The 16,341-nt window shown below is 63.1% G+C and carries 13 protein-coding genes; 6 read left to right on the top strand and 7 right to left on the bottom strand.

Features of this window, described 5'->3' with window-relative positions; genetic code table 11:
* The 4 genes from ACFDR9_RS17125 to ACFDR9_RS17110 form a co-directional block, all read left to right on the top strand.
* Positions 1 to 714, top strand: a 714-nt coding sequence (locus ACFDR9_RS17125; protein WP_409031772.1) for a DUF2345 domain-containing protein, incomplete at its 5' end; no start/stop codon positions are given.
* Positions 711 to 2,441 carry a hypothetical protein gene (locus ACFDR9_RS17120; protein ID WP_409031771.1) on the top strand — a complete coding sequence of 577 codons (1,731 nt, stop codon included), beginning with the start codon at positions 711 to 713 and terminating at the stop codon, positions 2,439 to 2,441. The genes ACFDR9_RS17125 and ACFDR9_RS17120, both read left to right, overlap by 4 nt.
* 2 nt (positions 2,442 to 2,443) lie before the next feature.
* On the top strand, positions 2,444 to 3,469 hold the full coding sequence (locus tag ACFDR9_RS17115; protein WP_409031770.1) for a PoNe immunity protein domain-containing protein: 1,026 nt from the start codon (positions 2,444 to 2,446) through the stop codon (positions 3,467 to 3,469).
* A 71-nt stretch (positions 3,470 to 3,540) separates the two neighbouring features.
* On the top strand, positions 3,541 to 4,290 hold the full coding sequence (locus ACFDR9_RS17110) for a substrate binding domain-containing protein (RefSeq protein ID WP_409031769.1): 750 nt from the start codon (positions 3,541 to 3,543) through the stop codon (positions 4,288 to 4,290).
* Between the two features lie 143 nt (positions 4,291 to 4,433).
* Here the strand turns inward: ACFDR9_RS17110 and ACFDR9_RS17105 are convergent, their stop codons facing one another.
* A complete protein-coding gene (locus ACFDR9_RS17105; RefSeq protein WP_017877607.1) occupies positions 4,434 to 4,841 on the bottom strand; it encodes a 4-oxalocrotonate tautomerase family protein in 408 nt (135 codons plus the stop codon).
* A gap of 445 nt (positions 4,842 to 5,286) precedes the next feature.
* Positions 5,287 to 7,452, bottom strand: coding sequence for an IPT/TIG domain-containing protein (locus ACFDR9_RS17100; RefSeq protein ID WP_409031768.1), 2,166 nt, complete (start codon positions 7,450 to 7,452; stop codon positions 5,287 to 5,289).
* 455 nt (positions 7,453 to 7,907) lie between these two features.
* Between ACFDR9_RS17100 and metH the strand changes: the two genes are divergently transcribed.
* Both metH and ACFDR9_RS17090 read left to right on the top strand, forming a co-directional pair.
* Positions 7,908 to 11,732 (top strand): methionine synthase, encoded by a 3,825-nt coding sequence (gene metH / locus ACFDR9_RS17095; protein WP_409031767.1) that lies wholly within the window; start codon positions 7,908 to 7,910, stop codon positions 11,730 to 11,732.
* A 148-nt stretch (positions 11,733 to 11,880) separates the two neighbouring features.
* Positions 11,881 to 12,264: an SPW repeat protein gene (locus ACFDR9_RS17090; protein WP_327076073.1), complete on the top strand. Its 384-nt coding sequence runs from the start codon at positions 11,881 to 11,883 to the stop codon at positions 12,262 to 12,264.
* Positions 12,265 to 12,350: 86 nt separating this feature from the next.
* Here the strand turns inward: ACFDR9_RS17090 and ACFDR9_RS17085 are convergent, their stop codons facing one another.
* The 5 genes from ACFDR9_RS17085 to ACFDR9_RS17065 form a co-directional block, all read right to left on the bottom strand.
* Complete coding sequence (locus ACFDR9_RS17085; protein WP_327076074.1) at positions 12,351 to 13,631, bottom strand: HDOD domain-containing protein; 1,281 nt, start codon at positions 13,629 to 13,631, stop codon at positions 12,351 to 12,353.
* 149 nt (positions 13,632 to 13,780) lie between these two features.
* Positions 13,781 to 14,560, bottom strand: a complete 780-nt coding sequence (locus ACFDR9_RS17080; protein ID WP_026133085.1) for a class II glutamine amidotransferase — start codon at positions 14,558 to 14,560, stop codon at positions 13,781 to 13,783.
* A 158-nt stretch (positions 14,561 to 14,718) separates the two neighbouring features.
* Positions 14,719 to 14,976: a DUF3567 domain-containing protein gene (locus ACFDR9_RS17075; RefSeq protein ID WP_017877613.1), complete on the bottom strand. Its 258-nt coding sequence runs from the start codon at positions 14,974 to 14,976 to the stop codon at positions 14,719 to 14,721.
* 163 nt (positions 14,977 to 15,139) lie between these two features.
* Positions 15,140 to 15,565, bottom strand: a complete 426-nt coding sequence (locus ACFDR9_RS17070; protein ID WP_327076075.1) for a GTPase — start codon at positions 15,563 to 15,565, stop codon at positions 15,140 to 15,142.
* Positions 15,565 to 16,290, bottom strand: a complete 726-nt coding sequence (locus ACFDR9_RS17065) for a response regulator (protein ID WP_026133086.1) — start codon at positions 16,288 to 16,290, stop codon at positions 15,565 to 15,567. Before ACFDR9_RS17065 ends, ACFDR9_RS17070 begins: the two co-directional genes overlap by 1 nt.
* Positions 16,291 to 16,341: the final 51 nt, after the last annotated feature.

Raw genomic sequence — 16,341 nt, 5'->3', positions numbered from 1 at the left:
ACCGCCGGGCAGGACATCAACTTCGCCGCGCAGGGCAACAGCTATTACCTGGTGAAGGCGGGCGTCAGCCTGTTCACCTACGGCAAGGCCGGCAATAAGGACAAGCCGAACCAGGAAACCGGCATCAAACTGCACGCGGCGACCGGCAAGGTCAGCAGCCAGAGCCAGTCGGACAAGACCAGCATCACCGCCGACAAGGCCGTCACCGTGGCCAGCGTCACCCAGAGCGTCAACATCGCCGCGAAGGAGCATGTTCTGATGACGGCGCAGGGCGCCTATCTGAAGCTTGAAGGCGGCAACATCATGATTCACGGACCGGGCAAGATGGACTTCAAGGCCAGCATGAAGGAGTTGACCGGGCCGGCCAGCAGCCAGGCCAGTCTGCCGGCCCTCCCCAAAGCAGCCGATATTGACCGGGCCATTGAGTTGAACTTGCATTACGGCGATTTAGAGCCGGTCGTCAATTCACCCTACAAGATCACCTTCGCCAATGGCACTTCACGCAACGGTTTGCTGGATGCAAAGGGGCACGCCCGTGTCGAAAACGTTCCTCCCGGCGAGTACCACGTCGAGTACGGTGAAGACCAGCGTGAATGGGTAGCACCGCCGCTGGCGCCCGATCCGCAGCTCCTACTGGCCAGACAGCAGCAAGATCAAGCCACAGCCTTGCTGGAAGCGGCCAGGGCAAACAAGGGAAAAGGTACACGATCATGAGCCAAAACTTCGTTGACGAGGTCGTAGAATTCTTCAAAGACTTGATTTTAGGTGACTTTGAAGAGGATCAAGGCAAGGCGGCCATGGTGATCGGGGGCGCCATTTCCCTGGTCCCCGTGGTCGATCAAATCATGGACGTGCGCGACGTGTCGGGAATGATTTATCGGATCGGCAGGAAAGGTGTGGCGCACGCGACCAAGGATGACTGGATCGACATCGCGTTGGCGGCGTTCGGTTGTATTCCCGAAGTGGGAAGCCTGTTCAAAACGATCATCAAACCCTTGAGAAAATACCGCAAGGAGGCCGGAGCGGCGGCCGCCGGCGGCCACGTGATGATCGAAGCCATGCTGGGAGAAAGCAAGGGTGCCGCGATCAAGTTCCTGAAGACCTTCCAGTGGGCACAGAATACCCAATTGGCCATGTCAACCGCGATGGGCGCGCTGGATAACTGCGTCGAACTGCTGACGTTCATGTCGACGCCCCACTGGTGGTTGCAGCCGGAATTGCAGTACCTGGCGCGCGACATGAAGCCACAAGTCGAAGGAGTGCGTGGACCGCTCAAGGCCGGCATTGCGCAGGGAGCCAAAGCGGTGCAGGAAATGATCCAGGACCTGCTGGGCGAGGACGCTTTGTGGGCGGCGAAAAAAATTGCCGCCGCAGCCACCACCAGCGCCAATCCGGCCGCCAAGCACAACCACAGGCCCGGCGCCTCCCACCCGCACAGCGGCACGCCACATTCGAAGCCGACAACCGCGCCCAAGCCAGGCAAGCCTGTGACCACGGCCAAAGCCAAGGAACCGGTTTCACCCGGAAAAGACAAGACGCACAAGCCAGTCGCCGATTCCAACCGTCAGAGCAGCGGCGGCGGCAGCGCGCCGGTGACGCATACTGCGAGGCCAATACGGAAATTGCTTTCTGAAATAAAATTCGGACCAAGGGGGCTGATCGGCGAACATATGGCGGATTATTATCATATGGAACACGTGCTTGAACAAGCCGGCGCCTGGCCCCACGGCAACATACATGGGAAATGGCGCTCGGACTACCCGCGCATTGTCGGCCCCGATAGCAAACACAAGCGCCCCACTGAGCTAGTACCGGAAGACTTGGCAAAGGTGACGCTATCCGGTCCCGATACAATCTGGCAGACGGACGGCGACACGTTTCACTTCATCGAGGCGAAGTTCAGCGAGACTGTATACAGTCTGTTTGAACGGCTGCAAAACAACGTCAGAAATGGCAGTATTCCGCGAGCCCCCGCCACACTCAACGACAGAGAACTCATGTTGTGGGCTTTGCTTGGCCAGCCTAAAAAGGGCACACAGATGGGGAAAAATTGGATTCGTGAGAGCACTAAGACTGCCGCAATGCAATCGGCTAGCAATTTGAAAAATCGTTGGGTGTACCTTATGCTTGGAATTACTGCTGGCTCCAATCCGTTCTTGACATCAGCCCACCCGAATAGCAAACTCAAGTTAACAGCAGCGCCTGGAGTTATTGATCATTTTGAAGCCACATTGGAGCTACTTTCAACAGGCGATCATTACAACATAAAATTACATGATAAACACAAAAAAACTCATAACATAACTGAAACGTTCGACCATATTGAAATAGATCGCACAGAAAAAGGTCGTACAAGATCGAAAAAATCAACACCCAATAACTCCTCACGTTCGCAAGAAGAAGAAAAACCAGATTCAACCAAGAAAAAACGGAGAAAATAGCAATGGAAATTTTACCATTTCATGAGCGCCGCCGCCAGCAGTTCCTCTACGAAGAACTCTATAATAAAACTCGAAAAAATCAACTTTCGTTAATTGAAGGTCAACTTGCCAATAAAGAAATAGCCGATTCGACACAGGAAAACTCTTCGGTTCATCGGTTTTTATACCTAGAAATGTTTTGGATCTGGATGCTCGACTACACAGCGGGCGTGCCGATTGATGAGCTGGCGCCGCACATATCGGGCATTGTGGATGCGTTCGAAGCGTGGAATGATGTGGATCAATTTTATCAACAGGAAGCTGCGCTTGAGTTTCCAGAGTTTGGTCCGTATGAATATGCAGGGGCGCCGGACTTCTCCACCCTTTCCGATTACGAGAACACATTACAACTGCTAAGCATCGCCATATTGCTGCGCGATCAACGTTCGGTTAAACGCATCATCCACATATTACGCAGTCACCGCGGCCAGGACGGTCTGTTCGAACAATTGATTAGCGAATACGTCGAAGATGAGCAGACGCTAGAAACTTGTATTATCGGCAAACCCTATGACATCCTGCTGCAAGCGTACTATGAAGAGAATGAAAAGACCACGCTCGATCTCGTCAATAAGTACCTGAAGCAGTGGTATCCGGCCATGAAAGATCATCCACGCTGGTACAACGAGCATCTAAAGGTTAACGAAGAAGGCTATGCTGGTTATTACGGTTACTGGGCATTTGAAGCGGGCGCAACCGCCTTTATACTTGACTTGAACGACAGTGTAATCGACCATCTTGTCTATCCCAAAGACTTGGTCGATTATGCACGAAAATTATGGGAAGAAAACCGCTACACCAGCCGGGATACGGAAACATTAGTCAATGCCAGGCGTATTGAGGGCGGACAGCCCTGCCCTCAAACCGGCTTCTGGGAAACCCCGGCCAAACTGCATAGCCGCAGTCATTTCAAGCAAGGCGATGTCATGCCTATTTTTGGCAATTCTGCATATGGTCGAACGATTTGGCAATGGAGTACAAACCAATAATCAGAAAGCGTCCACGCAACGCCGAGCCGACCCTGTGTCGAACTGCTGACGTTCATGTCGACGCCCCACTGGTGGTTGCAGCTGGAATTGCAGTACCTGGCGCGCGACATGAAGCCACAAGTCGAAGGAGTGCGTGGACCGCTCAAGGCCCCACCGACCGCGCCGTCGCCGAGCAGCAGGCGCGCCCCGCCGGCAGCCTGCGCGTCAACGCGCCGATGGCCTTCGGCGCGTTGGAACTGGCGCACTGGCTGCCGCCATTCCTCGCCCGTTACCCCGAACTGCGTATCGACCTGGTGTGCAACGACCGCATCGTCGACCTGATCGAGGACGGCTTCGACGTCGCCCTGCGGCTGACGAGCAAGCTGCCCGACTCGACGCTGATCGCGCGCCGCCTGGCCAGCAGCGGCGTGGCGCTGGTGGCGGCGCCGGCCTACCTTGAGCGGCACGGCGCGCCGCACACGCCGCAAGATCTGTTGGCGCACAACTGCCTGAGCTACACCTTGGCGGCGCAACCGCGCGATTGGGACTTTACCGGGCCGGACGGCGCGGCCCACCACGTCAGCGTACAGGGCAATCTGCAGGCCAACACCGGCATCGCCCTGCGCGCGGCCGCCGTCGGCGGGCTGGGCATCGCGGCCGCCGCCGCGTTCATCGTCCGCGACGAACTGGCGGGCGGCGGGCTGGTGCGGGTGCTGCCCGACTACGCCATCGCGCCGCGCGAACTGTACGCGCTGTATCCGCAAAACCGCCACCTGTCGCCGAAGGTACGCGCCTTCGTCGACTTTGCCGCCGAGCTGTACCGGACGCGCCGCTGGGACTGAACCGCGCCATCCACCGCAATCAACCGTAGGCCGGATGCGGGGGCCGCCGAGGCCAGCGTGATCCGACGCCGGGCCGCTGCCGACGCCAGTCGGGTTACGCCCTGGGCGGGCTAACCGGACCTACGAAACCGGGGCCACCGCCATCAAGGCGTATCAAGCTGCTTCTTGATTCCGCGGTACTGCTGGGTCTTGCCGCCATAGCCCCAGGCCGCCGCGCGCGCGTCGTGCACGTGGATGTAGCTGACGTCGTGCAGCTCGCCCAGCAGCGCCGCCATTTCCTTGAACACGGCGGCGATGTAGGCGCCCTTCTCCGCCGCCGTATTGGTCTCGTCGGTAACGAGGATGTCGAGGAAGAAGCTGGTCTTGCCCTGCTGCGACAGCGGCGCGCCGCCGACGAACCAGTGCGCCGGCTCGACGTGCGACATGGCGACCGAGGTCAGCGCCGGGTCTTTGTGCAAAATCTGCTCGGTCAGGCGCGACAACGCGCCGGCCACGGCGGCGTATTGGACGCTATCTGGCCTGGTCGACAGGCGCACGTTCAGGATCGGCATGGTATGGGCTCTTTCAGTCAAAGTGGAGAGAAGACCATGGTAATGGTGCCGCAAACGCAGATCAATACTTAGTAATGCACATATTTCGTGCAAGTTTCACACAAATCGTTCTGCGCGATGACCCAATTCGACCGCATATTTCGGACTTTCCAGGTCGTTCTCATCTACTCGCGCAGCAATTCGCACCACGGTGGCCCATTCTCGTCCCATTCATTGGTCATGCTCAACGCTACAGGTCGGTGCAGGCCAACACGGTGAACTGGGCGATGGGCCTGACGCGGGTGATTCCGCCGCGCGTGCTGTCGCTCAACGACATCGAGGAAATCCGCCAGCGCTGCCCGGAAATGCCGCCCGGTAGCGGCCACAGCGTGCGCATTCCGCTTGAAGCGCGCTTGGCCGGCGCGCCGCTGGCCCGCTTCCTATCGACGCGGGCGGGCGCTCGCGCTCAGTGGTGCGGAATGCTCAGCAAACGCGCGTTCGACGTCGTCGCCAGACTCACCTCAAAGCGGCCGCCAACGGGCAGCGCGCTGACGTCGAGCGCCGCGCTGCCGCCACTCAAGGCGTTGGCCAGCACGGTTTTCTGGCCGTTGGCGCCGATATGCAGCACCGCCGCCTGCGGCTCGACGGCGGCGTTCCAGGTCAACGCCAGGCGCCCGCCCTCCAGCGTCCAGTCGAAGCTGGCCACACCGGGCGCCGCGGCGCGCTTGCCGGCCGGCGTTTGCGCCGCCGCCGGACGCGCCAGCGGCTTGCCTTGGTACAACACCTCGATGCTCGCGACCGGCCCCGGGTTCGGCAGGCTGGCCCAGAAGTGGCGGGTTTCGACCTTGCTGTCGGCGACCAGTTGGGCCTCCAAGGGCTGGTCGAAGGTCTGGCCCGCCACCGTCACCACGCGCAACACGTAGGCGTGCTGCTGGCCCGCCACTTCCTGGTGCAGGCGGGCGCTCGACGCCATGGCGGGGCGCAGTAGCAGCGCGCCGCGGCTGATGCTGCCCGAGATGCTCAGGTAGCCGTCGGCCAGCGCCGCCGTGCGTTTCGCCATCACGCGGGCCGGGGCCTGCGCCTGCGCCTGCGCGCGCTTCAGTGAAAATTGCTGGGCCCGCAGGTAGCTGAAATCGGACAGCCAGGCGCCGTCGCAGTAACTCATTACGTCTTTCATTTTTCCGCTCACGCCATCCAGATCGACCGCCCGCGGCGCGCCCAAGCCACCCAGATACGTCGTCGCGCGGTAGACGCTGTCGTACAGCGGCAGATCGCCCAGATCGCCGTTCGGGTACGGATAGTCGGTATCGACATTCTCCGGCGCGCCGCAGTCGACGTGCTTGAGCGAGTGGTTGTGGCCCAGCTCATGCAACATCACCGTCAGCCACAGCGGCCAGTTGTTGCCGAAGGGGTCCGTTGCACTCGGCTTGCGCCAAGTGGCGTCCACGCCCAGGGCCGAGGTGGCGCCGCGGCCGCTGTCGCGGTCGGTCAAATAGGCCATCCCCGCCGTATGCGTTAGCGCCGAAGGATTGGTGTAAGTCGGCGCCAGGCCATAATAAAACGCCGTCGGATCTTCCTGCTTGCGTACCTCCTCCAGCTCGGCCAAGGCGTTGTGCCACCAGCTCAGGTCGGCGCTGCTGCCGCTCACCGTCAAGGGCTGGCGTTGCGCCACGGTGATGCTCGACGTCGCATACGGATAGATGCGCGCCAGCTGCTCGTTCACGCTGTCCATGCTTGGCGAGACGGTCACGCCGGATGGCGTGCGCAGCGGCACCAGCACGATGCGGATGGCGGTGGCGGCGGCCACCGGCGGTGTGGCGTCCAGGGTCACGGCGGCGGCGCCCTCGCCAACCGTCACCCTGACCGTCAAACCGGGCCGTACCCAGGCCCCTTGCAGTAGCGCGTTGAAGGTGGTGTCGAGCCGGTAGTCGTCGCGGGCCAGCGGCAACTCGGCCGGGCCCGTCATCGCCATGCGGCCCAGCAATACGCCGTTGCCGGCGTAGGCGCTCAGGCTGACGGCGGGGCTGGCCCGGCCCGGCGCGGCGGCCAGCACGGCGGCGCGCACCACGACCGCCTTGTCTTGCGTCAGCAACAACTGCGGATCGTTGGCCCGGCGGCTGAACACCTGGGCAAATTCGAGGCCGCCGGCGGCGAGCGTGACGGCGGGCAGGACGTCGAACGCGGCGTCGGTGGTGAGCGCGTTGTAGGCGCCGGTCAGGCTCAGCTTGCCGGAAGCGGCGCCCGGCGGCACCGGGAAGCTCAGGCTGGCGTCGCTGCGCTCGGCCGGCAGCGTCGCCGCCACGCCGTTGCTAAAGCGTACAGCCGTCACGCCGGCCAGGCCGCGCCCGCTCACGGTGACGCGCGATCCGACCGGGCCGGCCGACGGCGTGATTGCCGTCACCGCCACCGCGACGTAGGCGTCGATGCGATAGTCGCTGCTCAGCGAGGTGCCGCCGACCACCATCGTCAGCACGCCCGAGGCCGGCGTCGCCGGCATCGTCAAGGTTGCCGAGGTCGGCGTCCTGTTGCTGGCCGCCAGCGCCAGGTCGCCGAGGCGGAAGGCGTCGACGAGGTTCAAGTTGGTGCCGGTCACGACGATGCTGCCGCCCACCACCGCGCTATTGTCGGACACGCCGGTGAGCGCGGCGACGGCCGCCGGCGCAACCGCAGCGACAGGCGCGGCGCCGTCCGCACCGCCACCGCCGCAAGCGGACAAACCCAACAGGAAACAGGCGGCCAGCGCTAGGCGCGGCCCGGCGGCGCCTCGTCGCGCGCCGCGCGGAAATGAAACTGTAGCAGCCATCACACAACGCTCTCTATTTCTACCAAACAGGCATTATCCACGGAAGAAATTTCATCGGGCAGTTTTATTCAGGAAAAAATAACGATGGGCGGGGCGCGCCGCGCCGCCGCCGGGCCGGCCCCCTCCATAGTGTGGCAAAGAAACCTCTTCGCGCCCGTATCGCCGCCGCCACGGCGCCCCGCCGCCAAACCAAAGCAGGCCGATGCCGTATAATTTTATCCTCGCGAAGTTACGGCCCCAGCCTGGTCCAACGCCCTGCCCGTCCCGTCAAATGAAAGCATGAAATGAACGATACCGTGATCCCCGCCATGTCCAAGACCGAAACCCAGTTGCGCGAGATCCTGTCGCGCCGGATCATGATCCTCGACGGCGCGATGGGCACGATTATCCAGCAATACAAACTCGACGAGGTGGCCTACCGCGGCGGCCCCGAAGGCCGCTTCATCGACTTCGCCGCGCCGGCCGACAGCGGCGCGCGCGAACTCTTCGTCAAGGGCAACAACGAATTGCTGACCCTGACGCAGCCGCACATTATCCAGGAAATCCACGAGCGCTACCTGGCCGCCGGCGCCGACCTGATCGAGACCAACACCTTCGGCGCCACCACCATCGCCCAGGACGACTACCATATGGCGCACCTGGCCTATGAGATGAACGTGCAGGCGGCGAAGCTGGCGCGGGCCGCCTGCGACAAGTATTCCAGCGTCGACAAGCCGCGCTTCGTCGCCGGCGCGCTGGGGCCGACGCCGAAGACCGCCTCGATCTCGCCGGACGTCAACGACCCGGCCGCGCGCAACGTCACCTTCGACCAACTGGTGGCGGCCTACCTGGAGCAAACCCGCGGCCTGGTCGAGGGCGGCTCCGACGTGCTGCTGGTCGAAACCATCTTCGACACGCTGAACTGCAAAGCCGCGCTGTTCGCCATCGACCTGTACTTCGAGCAAAACCCGGACCAGGTGCGCCTGCCGATCATGATCTCCGGCACCGTCACCGACGCCTCCGGGCGCATCCTGTCGGGCCAGACCGTGCCGGCGTTCTGGAACTCGGTGCGCCACGCCAAACCCTTGACCATCGGCCTGAACTGCGCGCTGGGCGCGGCGCTGATGCGCCCGTACGCCGAGGAACTGGCGAAGATCGCCGACACCTTCGTCTGCATCTACCCGAACGCCGGCCTGCCCAACCCGATGAGCGACACCGGCTTCGACGAGCTGCCGGCGGACACCTCGGCGCTGCTGCGCGAATTCGCCGACAGCGGCTTCATCAACATGGCCGGCGGCTGCTGCGGCACCACGCCCGACCACATCCAGGCGATCGCCGACATGCTGGCGACGACCGCGCCGCGCGCCGTGCCGGCCGCCAACCACGACCTGCGCCTGTCCGGCCTGGAGCCGTTTACCGTCAACGACGCCTCGCTGTTCGTCAACGTTGGCGAGCGTACCAACGTGACCGGCTCGAAGGCTTTCGCGCGCATGATTCTCAACGAGCAATACGACGAGGCGCTGTCGGTGGCCCGCCAGCAGGTCGAGAACGGCGCCCAGGTGATCGACATCAACATGGACGAGGCCATGCTCGACTCGCAGGCGGCGATGACGCGCTTCCTCAACCTGATCGCCTCCGAGCCGGACATATCGCGCGTGCCGATCATGATCGACTCGTCGAAATGGTCGGTCATCGAAGCCGGTCTGAAGTGCGTGCAGGGCAAGGCGGTGGTGAACTCGATCTCGATGAAGGAAGGCGAGGCCGAGTTCCTGCGCCAAGCCACGCTGTGCCGCCGCTACGGCGCCGCCGTCATCGTCATGGCCTTCGACGAAAAGGGCCAGGCCGACACCTTCGAGCGCAAGACCGAAATTTGCGAGCGCGCCTACAAGCTGCTGACGCGGGCCATCGGTTTCCCGCCGGAAGACATCATCTTCGACCCGAACATTTTCGCCATCGCCACCGGCATCGAGGAACACAACAACTACGCGGTCGACTTCATCAACGCCACCCGCTGGATCAAGGACAACCTGCCGCACGCCAAGATTTCCGGCGGCGTCTCCAACGTCAGCTTCAGCTTCCGCGGCAACGACCCGGCGCGCGAGGCCATCCACACGGTGTTCCTGTACCACGCGATCAAGGCCGGCATGACCATGGGCATCGTCAACGCCGGCATGATGGGCGTCTACGACAACCTCGACGCCGAGCTGCGCGAGCGCGTCGAGGACGTGGTGCTGAACCGCCGCGACGACGCCACCGAGCGCATGATCGAGATCGCCGGCACCCTGAAGGCCGGCGGCAAGGCCGAGGTGCAGACGCTGGCCTGGCGCGAGGGCACGGTGCAGCAGCGCCTGTCGCACGCGCTGGTGCAGGGCATCACGCAATGGATCGTCGAGGACACCGAGGAGGCGCGCCAGGAATTGCTGGGCAACGGCGGGCGCCCCATCCACGTCATCGAAGGCCCGCTGATGGACGGCATGAACGTGGTCGGCGACCTGTTTGGCCAGGGCAAGATGTTCCTGCCGCAGGTGGTCAAGTCGGCGCGCGTGATGAAGCAGGCCGTGGCCCACTTGATCCCCTACATCGAGGAAGAGAAAAAACGCGAAGAGCAGCGCACCGGCATCGTCGCCAAGCCGAAGGGCAAGATCGTCATCGCCACCGTCAAGGGCGACGTCCACGACATCGGCAAGAACATCGTCTCGGTCGTCTTGCAGTGCAATAACTTCGAGGTCGTCAACATGGGCGTCATGGTGCCCTGCTCGGAAATCCTGGCGCGCGCCAAGATCGAGAACGCCGACATCATCGGCCTGTCCGGCCTGATCACGCCGTCGCTGGAGGAAATGGCCCACGTCGCCAAGGAAATGCAGCGCGACCCGCACTTCCGCATGCTGAAGATTCCGCTGCTGATCGGCGGCGCCACCACCAGCCGCGCCCACACGGCCGTGAAGATCGCCCACAACTACGAAGGCCCGGTGGTATACGTGCCGGACGCCTCGCGCTCGGTGTCGGTGGCGCAGTCGCTGCTGACGCCGGAGGCGCGCGACAAATACATCGAAGACATCGAAGTCGACTACGCGCGCATCCGCGAGCAGCACGCCAACAAGAAGGTGCTGCCGATCCTGACGCTGGCGGCGGCGCGCGCCAACAAGATGCTGGTGCCCTTCGACGGCGCGCACACGCCGGTGAAGCCGAAGTTCATCGGCCGGCGCGTGTTCAAGAACGTCGACCTGGCGGCGATCGCCCAGTACATCGACTGGGGTCCGTTCTTCCAGACCTGGGACCTGGCCGGGCCGTTCCCGGCGATTTTGACGGACGAGGTGGTCGGCGACGCCGCCACCAAGGTGTTCGCGGAGGGCCAGGCGCTGCTGAAAAAACTCATCGACGGGCGCTGGCTGAGCGCCAACGGCGTCGTCGCGCTGCTGCCGGCCAACAGCGTCAACGACGACGACATCGAGATCTACACCGACGACACGCGCGCCACGGTGGCCTTCACCTATTACGGCCTGCGCCAGCAGGGCGTCAAGCCGATTATCGAAGACGCCGACGGCAACAAGGTGCAGCGTCCGAACCAGTGCCTGGCCGACTTCATCGCGCCGAAACTGCTGCAGGGCCAGCCGTCCGGGTTAAAGGATTACATCGGCATGTTCGCCGTCACCTCCGGGCTGGGCATCGAGAAGTACGAGAAGCGCTTCGAGGACGCCCACGACGACTACTCGTCGATCATGCTCAAGTCGCTGGCCGACCGCCTGGCCGAAGCCTTCGCCGAATACCTGCACGAGCGCGTGCGCAAAGACCTGTGGGGCTACGCCAGCGCCGAGACGCTGAGCAACGAGGACATGATCGGCGAGAAATACCTGGGCATCCGCCCGGCGCCCGGCTACCCGGCCTGCCCGGAGCACACCGTCAAGGCCGACATGTTCAAGGTCTTGCAGGCCGAGGAAATCGGCATGCGGCTGACCGAATCGTTCGCCATGTTCCCTGGCGCGGCCGTGTCCGGCTTCTACTTCGCCCATCCGGAGTCGAAGTACTTCGTCGTCGGCAAGATCGGCGAAGACCAGCTCAACGACATGGTCAAGCGCCGCGGGGCCAGCAAGGACGACGTCGAACGCTGGCTCGCCCCGAACCTGTCTTGATGCAATGACCGACGACAATCGCGGCCATGCACAACACTGAACTTTTCTGCCGCCCCGCGCACTAATTGTGTACGTCGGCGGGTTTGCGCCAGCCAAGCTGTTGCGTCCCCCGCTGCACGACATTCCCGTGACAAGCAATGGAGGGCATATGGCAACGAACGAAGTGGTAAGCGCAAGGCGCTGGCAAGACCAACTGATCCTGGTACTCGGCTTATGGTTGATCGTTTCCCCGTGGGCGTTCAGCTACCCGGAAGGGTCGCCGCACATGATCAACGCCTTCGTCTCCGGGGTGGTGATCGCGGTGCTGGCCGCCTTCGACCTGTACAAGACGTATTTCTGGGCCGTCCTGCTCAATTTGCTGGTGGGCATATGGGTGGCCGCGTCGCCGTGGATATTGGGCGCCGCGGATCGCGGCACGGCGATGTGGAACGAGCTCATCGTCGGCATTGCCGTGGCCGTCCTGGCGCTGTGGGAGATGCGCACCGACCCCGAGCTGCACAAGCACTGGCCCGGCACGGGCGCCGCGACCTGAGCGCCGCCACGCGGAAACGCCAACGGCGCCCCGATAAGGAGGCGCCGTTGCCGGCTCATTGCCGGTTTACTTGGGCGACAACCAGCTTACAGCGCGTAGCGCACCACGTTGTCGCTCCACTCGAAGGCCGCTATCTCCAGCTCGACCAGGTCTTCGGTGGACATCGCCAGTTCGCGCAAGGTCGGCACGATCTGGTCTTCCATGTCTTCGATGCGTTCGATGCACTCGGCCAGCTTGAGCAGGTCGCCATAGAAACCGTTGCGTTCAAGCAAGGCTTCGCCGACCTCGTCGATCACGTGGATTTGCTTCAAAATCTCGTCCATCGACACGCCGAACAGCGTGTCCATCAGCGACATGATGCCGACCGTGAAGGCGACGTCGGCGGCGTGGGCCTGGTTCGGGCGTAGCTTGGTCGCCAACAATTCCAATAGCCGGCCGCGGGTCGTTGCCAGCATCAGCAGCGGCGTCATGCTGTGGCCGCGCTTGCTCGGCTCGGCGTACAGCATGATTTGCAGCCAGCGCTGCAACTGGCGCCGGCCCAGCACCGACACGGCCTGGCTGAGCGAATCGATGCGCTGGCGCGCGCCGACGGCCGGCGTGTTGACCAGACGCAGCAGGTTCAGCGCCAGCGACACGTCGCGCTTGATGGCGCGCTCGATTTCCATATTGTCGGCGTCGGAGGTGACCAGGGTCATCAACTCCATCACCGCCAGTTGCGACGGCGACAGCTTCTTGCCCGTCATGATCGCAGGCTTGGCGAAATAATAACCCTGGAAGAAATCGAAGCCCAGGTCCAGGCCGGTCTTGAACTCCTCGCGGGTCTCGACCTTCTCGGCCACCAGTTTTTTCTGCTCGCGCTTGAAACGCGGCGCCAGGGTCGACAGCGTGGCCAGTTCGACCTTGCTCATGTCCATCTTGACGTAGTCGACCAGGGACATCAGTTCCTGCACCTGGTTCGAGTCGGCGATGACGTTTTCCAGCGCGAACGTGAAACCGTGCCCGACCAGCTCGCCGATGCGGCTGTGGATCTGCGGCGTCACGATCATCGATTCGACGATTTCCAGCACCACCTTCTCGCGCGGCAGGAAGCCGAAAATGTCGCTCATGATGACGTCGGCGTCAACGTTGACGAAGCCGAGCGCGTCGCCGATGACTTTTTCCATGCCCAGCTGGGAGGCGTGGGCGATCACGGAAGCGGTGGCGGACAGGTCGCTGCTAATGTTCGCCGGCCCGACCGGGGCGTTGCGAAAAAGCAACTCGTAGCCGAACAACGCCTGGTTCCGATCCAAGATCGGCTGGCGCCCCAGGTAAAACTCGCGCACGCGCAAAGGTTTCGGGGCGATATCGGTACTAGAAATGTCGATCATTAAATCTTTATCATTCACGTCGAGTGACACGCGGCGAGGGGGTAGAAGGTGCTTCGCGCATGTCGAGGGTCAATATTGTCAATACTTTACCGTAATAATCATGTCATACGGCTATTTTGGCAGCAATATTTGCGCTTGTCTTGGACAAATTACGCCGATTCGTCTTCCTGCGGCAATCCATCGACAAATAATTTCAATTCCCCGGGCGCAAACGCGGTCCACGACTCGTTGGTGGTCAGCGGTTGCGTAACGATGACGGCGACCCGGTCTTGCGGCGTGGTCAGGGTCGAAAAATCCACCGTGACGTCCTCGTCCGATAGTTTAGCGGTTACAAACGGATGTTGGCGCACGACATAAAACAGATTGGTCGAGCAGTGCGCGAACAGTTCGCCTCCGCTCGAGAGCAGCATATTGAAGGTGCCGTGGGCGGCGATGCCGCGCACCAGTTCGGCCAGCGCGGCGCGCAACCGCGGCAGCGGCGGCGCCGTCGCGCCGAAGCGCGCCCGCAATTGCTGCAACAGGTAGCAAAAAGCCCGTTCGCTGTCGGTGCAGCCGACCGGCCGGTAGATGCCGTCCAATTCGGGGTGGAAATCCTTGAGGTCGCCGTTGTGGGCGAACACCCAGTAGCGGCCCCACAGCTCGCGCACGAAGGGATGGCAGTTCTCCAGCGCGACCCGGCCCTGGGTGGCCTTGCGGATATGCGCGATGACGTTCTTGGACTTGATCGGATAGCGCTTGATCAGTGCGGCGACGGGCGAGGCGACGGCGGCCTGGTGGTCGACGAAATGGCGCACGCCAGCGCCCTCGAAAAAGGCGATGCCCCAGCCGTCGTGGTGGGTGTCGGTGTGGCCGCCGCGCATGGCGAAGCCGGTAAAGCTAAAAACAATGTCGGTAGGGACATTGCAGTTCATTCCGAGAAGTTGGCACATGGTCTGCTTGCGGTTCTGCTATAACAGGCCAACCTTACCACGCGCGCACGCCGCCGGGGCGACGGCGCGCGTGATAGCGGCAACACACGGCGACGTAGCGAGGAAACCCGCACAGCCTCGCCCGTCGCCACCGGTACGCCCGGCCAGCGCCGCTGCCGCTAGTGCAGCAGCACCGGTTGGCTCATCAAGGAATCGTAGCCGCCCAGGAATTCGTCGATTTCCTCCATGCTCGGCTCGCGCGCGATCAGCAGGTTGACGTCGCGGCGGAACGACTGCGCCAACAGGCCGGCGATGAAGGTCTCGCGCTTGCCGCCCTTGTCGACGATTTCATAGCCACCGAAGCGCAACGCTTCCAGGTCGCGGTCGACGCCGAATTCGACGACGCTATATTGCTCGCTGTTGTAGATCAGATTCATGTGGATTCCTTCGCTTCATCGACATGGCGGCAAGCCATCTCGTTCTTCAGAAATCAGGTGGGGCTGTCGCCGGCGTTTTCAAGTGGCGCGGACGCCCCGCGCCGACGCAGTGTGTCAGGATATGATACCGGACTGGCGCAAACGCGTCGCCCGCACGCGCCGTTCAGTCGTGTAGCGGGCCGGCAAAGCACGCGGCCAGGTCGAGGTCGAGGTCGGCGCCCAGCGTCAGCAGGGCGTCGTAAGGCGGGTTCGTCAACCACTGGCGCAGTTGCCCGAGGTGTTCGGCGTTGGCCAGGCTGATGAACAGTTGCGCCGGCGGCCGGCGCAACAGGCGGTTCAGGGTAACGCGCAGCACCAGGTTGCCGGTGCAGCACAGGCAACCGGGGGCGATGCGCAGCACTCGCGGCGCGGCCGCGGCCGGCGCGCGCTCAAGCAGGTCGGCCAAGGCGGAATTGCCGTCGGCCAAACCTTCGAGGATGGCGGCGCCGTCCGCGCCCGCGTGCAGCGCGGCGGCAATCGCCGCCTCGCGCTCGCGCGCGCCGGCGCCCGTCACCAGCACGGTTGCCGTTTTACCGGCGCCGCCGCCCATCACAGGTTTTTCTTGGCCAGCTTGCCGGGCTCGACGCCCAATTGCTTGAGTTTGCGGTACAGGTGGGTACGTTCCAGCCCGGTTTTCTCCGCCACCCGCGTCATGCTGCCGCCCTCGCGGCCCAGGTGGTGTTCGAAATACATGCGCTCGAAGGCGTCGCGCGCCTCGCGCAGCGGCAGGTCGAACGACAGGCTGAAGGTGTGGCCGTCGGCGGCCGGCTGCGCCAGCGCGCCGGTGCGCACCACCGCGTGCGACTGCGCCGCCGCGCCGCCGAACGGCGAGGCGGCGCCTGCCGCGCCGTCGTCCAGCGGCGCTTGCGGCTGCGGCCGCGGCGCCGGCGCCGGCGCGCGCACCGTTTCCTGCGCCCGCGTCAGTCCCTGCTGCACCGCCTTCAACAGTTTTTGCAGGGCGATCGGCTTCTCGAGGAAGTTCAGCGCGCCGATGCGGGTCGCCTCGACGGCGGTGTCGATCGTCGCGTGGCCCGACATCATGATGACCGGCATCGTCAGCAAGCCGTCGCGCTGCCATTCCTTGAGCAGCGTGACGCCGTCCGTGTCCGGCATCCATATGTCGAGCAGCACCAGGTCCGGCGCGCCGGCGTTGCGCGCCTCGCGCGCCTGCTGGGCGTTTTCCGCCAACTGGATCGCGTGGCCCTCGTCTCCAAGAATCTCCGAGAGCAGCTCGCGGATCCCCATTTCATCATCAACTACGAGAATGTTTGCCATCTATCCTTGCCTTCCTCATTTCGCCGATTTCGCCGCGCAGTCACCGCGCCG

The sequence above is a fragment of the Janthinobacterium sp. CG_23.3 genome, from assembly GCF_046115965.1.
Taxonomy (GTDB): Bacteria; Pseudomonadota; Gammaproteobacteria; order Burkholderiales; family Burkholderiaceae_D; genus Janthinobacterium.
Note: the sequence above shows the minus strand (reverse complement) of the source record. Positions and strands in the feature narration are given on the sequence as shown.